Annotated in this window: 5 protein-coding genes and 1 tRNA gene; 3 read left to right on the top strand and 3 right to left on the bottom strand. The window is 66.2% G+C overall.

The window, feature by feature from the left end; all coding sequences use genetic code 11:
- Both MIC448_RS08715 and MIC448_RS08710 read right to left on the bottom strand, forming a co-directional pair.
- Nucleotides 1-813 (bottom strand): lactate dehydrogenase (locus MIC448_RS08715; protein WP_036298368.1); only part of this gene is annotated, 813 nt, incomplete at its 3' end.
- Nucleotides 814-887: 74 nt separating this feature from the next.
- A complete protein-coding gene (locus tag MIC448_RS08710) occupies nt 888-2,276 on the bottom strand; it encodes an MFS transporter (RefSeq protein WP_036298367.1) in 1,389 nt (462 codons plus the stop codon).
- Nucleotides 2,277-2,478: 202 nt separating this feature from the next.
- On the opposite strand from MIC448_RS08710, the gene MIC448_RS08705 reads away from it, so the two are divergent.
- From MIC448_RS08705 to MIC448_RS08695, 3 genes are all read left to right on the top strand, one after another.
- A complete protein-coding gene (locus MIC448_RS08705; RefSeq protein ID WP_036298365.1) occupies nt 2,479-3,003 on the top strand; it encodes a DUF2231 domain-containing protein in 525 nt (174 codons plus the stop codon).
- Between the two features lie 30 nt (nt 3,004-3,033).
- Nucleotides 3,034-3,537, top strand: coding sequence for a DUF2231 domain-containing protein (locus tag MIC448_RS08700; protein WP_036298363.1), 504 nt, complete (start codon nt 3,034-3,036; stop codon nt 3,535-3,537).
- 59 nt (nt 3,538-3,596) lie between these two features.
- Nucleotides 3,597-3,687 (top strand) — tRNA-Ser (locus MIC448_RS08695).
- A gap of 164 nt (nt 3,688-3,851) precedes the next feature.
- Here the strand turns inward: MIC448_RS08695 and MIC448_RS08690 are convergent.
- On the bottom strand, nt 3,852-4,503 hold a 652-nt coding region (locus MIC448_RS08690), incomplete at its 5' end, for a site-specific integrase (RefSeq protein ID WP_144238025.1).

The raw sequence follows: 4,503 nt of genomic DNA, 5'->3' as shown, positions 1-4,503 counted from the left end.
CCCGTCGATCCCGTGGAAGTCGCGCAGCACGGTGCTGACCGGCATCACGGCGTTCTCGTCGTTCAGGATCGCCTCGACGATGCGTGCGCTCGAGAGCCCGATCGCGTAGTTCGTCGCCCCCTTGCCGAGGATGACCTTGTACGCGGCATCCCGCACATCGATGGCGATCGCGTCGAGCTCGTCCTGAGACATCCGGGGGTGTCCGGGCGACACCCAGTCGAGGATCGGAACCGAGCCGATCGTGGCCTTCGACCACATCGGGAACTCGGTGTCACCGTGCTCGCCGACGATGTACGCGTGCACGCTCGAGGTCGAAACCCCTGCGCGTTCGGCGAGCTTCCAGCGCAGACGAGACGTGTCGAGCACGGTTCCCGAGGCGAAGATCCGCTCGGGCGGGAGGGCCGTCGCCTCTTGCGCGAGGACGGTCAGAACGTCGCAGGGATTGGTGACGACGACGTAGACGGCGTCGGGCGCGACCGAGAGCAGCTCGGGCATCATCGTGCGCAGGATCCCGGCGTTGACCTCGGCGAGTTCGATGCGCGACTGACCCGGCTTCTGCTTTGCGCCCGCCGTGATGACGACGACGTGGGATCCCTCGACGACGGAGAGGTCGCTGCCGCCGATGATGTCGCTCGCGCCGGTGAACTGGGTGCCGTGCGCCAGGTCGAGCACCTCGGCCTCGACCTTCGCGGTGGCGATGTCGTAGAGCGCCACGTGGCGCGCTGACCCGCGGATGAGTGCGGCGTAGGCGGTGCTTGCCCCCACGCTTCCCGCGCCGACGACGGTGAGTTTGGAGTTCTCGATAGCGCTCATGTCGTCAGTCTCGCAGGGGGCTGACGATAAAGGCAGGGGTAGGGCCCGGAACTAAGGGGCCGATGCGTTTCGACTCACTGCGCTTGATCAACGACCGGGGTGGTGACGCGCGGCGGATTGCGGATGCCGGCGAACGAGACGAGCCCCCCGACTGCCATGAGTGCGGCCGTGACGATCGCCGCGCGGTGGAAGCCGTCGAGGTCGAGCGATCCGCCGACGATCGTCGCCAGCAACGCGATCACGATCAGGCCGGCTACGCGCGACACGGCGTTGTTGACGGCCGAGGCGATGCCCGAGCGATCGGTGTCGATCGCGCCCAGAATGGCTGATGTCAGCGGAGCCACCGTCAGTGAGATCCCGAGACCGAAGACCAGGATGCCGGGCAGCACCTGCGTCCAATACGAGAAGTCGTCGCGGACGGTGAGAAGAAGGAGCGCGCCCGCGGCCATCACCAGCGGTCCGACCGTCATGAACAGGCGCGGGCCGAATCGACCCGAGAGGGCGCCCACGCGGGAGCTCAGCAGGATCAACAGCACCGTGCCCGGCAGGCTCGCGAGGCCCGCGAGGGTGGCGCTCAGGCCGGCGCCCTGCTGCAGGTAGACGCCGACGACGAAGCCGTTCAGGCTCAGCGCGCCGTAGACGAAAGCGGTCGCGACGTTGCCGGTCCAGAAGTTGCGGACTCGGAAGAGGTCGAGCGGCAGGATCGGCGACCGCACGGTCCGCTGGCGCAGCAGGAACGCGATGAACATGGCGAGACCGCCGATGCCCGGGATCAGGATGGCGGGGGATCCCCACCCGAGGTTCGGTTGCTCGATGAGGGCGAACACGAACCCGCCGAGCCCGAGAGTGCAGAGCGCCGCGCCGAGCCAGTCGATCGAGGCATCCGGTCGCCGAACGTCGCGGTGGGTGAGGCGCGTCAGAAGCCAGAGCGTGATCGCGATCGGAAGGACGTTGATCAAGAAGACGAGGCGCCACGAGAGCAGGTCGACGAACAGGCCGCCGATGACGGGGCCGGTGAGCATGGCGCAGGTGGTCAGGGCTGTCCAGATGCCGATCGCCCGACCCTGGGCGGCTCCGCGGAAGGTCGAGGTGATCAGGGCGAGCGAGCTCGGCACGAGGAAGGCGCCCGCCGCGCCTTGGAGTGCACGCGCGATGATGAGGACGATCGGGTCGGGTGCCGCAGCGATCGCGACCGAGGCGATCCCGAAGCCGATCAGACCGATCCGGAGCACGACAATCCGCCCGAATGCGTCGCTCACCGACCCCGCCAGCAGGATGAGCGCGCCAAGGGTGATGAGGTAGGCATCCACGACCCATTGCTGGGTGGTCAGCCCGCCGCCGAGCTCTTCGTCTATCGCCGGCAGCGCAACGGTGACGACCGTGCCGTCGAGGAACGCCACAAAGGATGCGAGCACGGCGACCGCCAGAACGAGGCGCTGTTGGCGGGTCATCGGGGAGGCCATGGGGACAACCTAGCCCTCGACTGGGCTGTGGTGGGCGAGTTCGCGAGCGGATGTGTGCGCGCAGGCGATCGCCCACGATGCGGCAGAACGGCGGCCGTGTCAACCCCCGATCAGAACCCGTGGTGTCGACCGTAACCTCGTGACCTCACATGGCTTCGCTCCGCGTTGCTCGTTCGCCGCATGATCCGTTTCGGAGGCACCGATGCACAGCCCCCCGCGCCCCACGGCCAAATACCCGCTCACGCGGATCGCCGGCCCGTACGGTCACCCGTTTCATCCGATTGCCGTGATCATCCCGATCGGGGCATGGGTGTCGAGCGTCGTGTTCGATCTCATCGCGATCACGCAGTCCTCGCCTGGCGCGTTCGTGATGGGGGCGCGGATCCTCATCATCATCGGGCTGATCGGCGCCGTCGTCGCCGCGGTACTGGGGTTTTTGGACTGGCTGACCATTCCGCGCGGCACGCCCGCCCGAGCCACGGGCACGACGCACATGATCCTTAATCTGATCGCGATGGGCGTTTTCCTCGCGAGCCTGCTGCTGCGCGGCGGCATTTTCAGCGACAGCGACGCCGAAGGCGTGTCGACGTTCGCCGTCATCCTCAGCGTCAGCGGCCTCGCGATCCTCAGCCTCTCGGGTTGGCTCGGCGGCAAGCTCGCGCACACCTTCGGTGTTCGCGTCGCGGACGAGCAAACCCAGCGCGAAGGTCTCGAGCCGCTGCCGTGAACCGAACCGTCACCCACCCAGGAGGTACGCATGCCCGATGAAGACATCTCGTCCGCAAAGCGCCCGGCGACCGTTCTGGCCGGACCTTACGGGCATCCGTTCCATCCGATCGCCGTGACGATCCCGATCGGTGCGTGGATCGCCAGCCTCGTGTTCGACATCATCGGACTCGTCTCGGCGAACCCCGAGCCATTCGCGATCGGGTCGCGGGTGCTGATCGTGATCGGTCTGCTGGGGAGCATCGCCGCGATCTTCTTCGGTGTGCTGGACTACCTGCGCATTCCCGACCGTACCCAGGCCTCGAGCACGGCGACCTTCCATATGGGTCTGAACATCACCGTCTGCGGCGCATACGCCGTGCAGCTCTTCTTCCGCAGCACCACGGACGAGATCCCGCTCGGGGCGTTCGTCGTCAGCATCCTGAGCCTGTTGATCTTGAGCATTTCGGGATGGCTCGGCGGCAAGCTCTCGTATCGCTACGGGGTGCGCGTGGCCAGCGAGGCGAAGCAGGCCGAGGCGTTCCGCGTGGAGTGAGCCGGGCGCTGTACTTGTGCGATTGGCGGGGGGACGTGTAGGCACGTAAGCTATTCCGCGGTGACGTGTCCGAGCGGCCGAAGGTGCAACTCTCGAAAAGTTGTGTAGGGTAACCCCCTACCGTGGGTTCAAATCCCACCGTCACCGCCATCGTCGAAGCCCCGCGAACCTTTGGAAACACTGGGATCGCGGGGCTTCTGTCTTTCACGAATTCGGCTTGTGGGAAAGATTTGGGAAAGAACGTGCTTCCCAGCGGCCTATTCGGAGCGTTCCGGGCGCCCGGAACGACGCGCGAGAACAGCTCGAGGTGTCGTTTAGCGGGCAGGGTTGTAGCTGCCTGGAGCGATTCCGGGCGGGATGTACGGGCCTGTTGCGTGCGGGTCGCTCGGCGAGGTTCTCGGCGACTCATGAAGAGTGACAGTGCGTGCGTCGCGTGCGCGGCTGAGTGCGTGTGCGACGAGGTCGAGGTCGTCGTCGAAGAGGTCGGCGTAGGTGTCGAGGGTCATCGCGGCGGAGGCGTGTCCGAGCATGCGCTGGACGGCTTTCACGTTCGCTCCGGCGCTGATAGCAAGGCTGGCTGCGGTGTGGCGCAGGTCGTGCGGTGTGACATGAGGGAAGGTGGGGTCGATCGCACCAGCGCGGCGGACCGCCCCAGCGAACCATCCGTCCTGCGAGTTCGGCAACAGCATGTGGGATGCGCCATCGCCGAGCAGGAGATCGCTGTGAGACTTGCCGATCATCTTGGCGTGAAGCATTGGCTCGATGAACTCGGGGTAGGGCACTGATCGGGTGACGTGTGATTTGGGAGTACCTGTATGGATCGTGCCATTGACCATCACGGCATTCTCTTGCACCTGCACGCGGCCACGGCTGATGTCGACATCTCTTACCCGCAGACCCGTCGCTTCTCCCCACCGCAGGCCGGTATAGGCGAGGAAGTAGATGACCTCCGGGTACAACGACTGG

Origin of the sequence: Microbacterium sp. C448 (genome assembly GCF_000582705.2) — a bacterium.
GTDB lineage: Bacteria > Actinomycetota > Actinomycetes > Actinomycetales > Microbacteriaceae > Microbacterium > Microbacterium lacus_A.
This window is presented reverse-complemented; position numbering and strand designations above follow the sequence as displayed.